We start from the raw sequence: 423 nt of genomic DNA, 5'->3' as shown, positions 1-423 counted from the left end.
ATCTTGGCTGGCAACGCGACCTCGCAAAGCCGCATAATGACAATCTTAGGAAGAACATCCTCCGGGATATTGAAGCTCGAAAGAAGAGGCTCCTCGACGCAAGGAACATGGCAGCCTCGATCGGGCTAAATATGAAACCCGTGCTCCCCGTTCCAACGAGCCACAAAGCACCGCAGATCCAGCGCAAGCCCGTGCCAGCCTCCCTGTCAAACGGCAGGCGGAAAGCGTTCGTTTCCGAGCCGGAGCTGATTGAGGATGATTATCAGCATATCCTTCAGATCATTGAGTCCATGGCCAAGGTCATGGAGCGCAGCCCTGATGCTTTCGTGAACCTGGACGAAGAAAGCCTTCGCCAGCACTTCCTGGTGCCGCTTAACGGCCACTACCGCGGCGACGGGACAGCAGAGGCTTTCAACAGTGAGG

General features: G+C 56.3%; 1 pseudogene. It reads left to right on the top strand.

Going from position 1 to position 423, the window contains the following annotated elements:
• A pseudogene (locus tag AC5ZGW_RS47225) lies at window positions 1-423 on the top strand (hypothetical protein); the annotation flags it as partial.

It is taken from the genome of Bradyrhizobium sp. Crot121, from assembly GCF_059512385.1.
The sequence above is the reverse complement of the archived record's forward strand: the minus strand, read 5'-3'. Positions and strand labels throughout refer to the sequence as shown.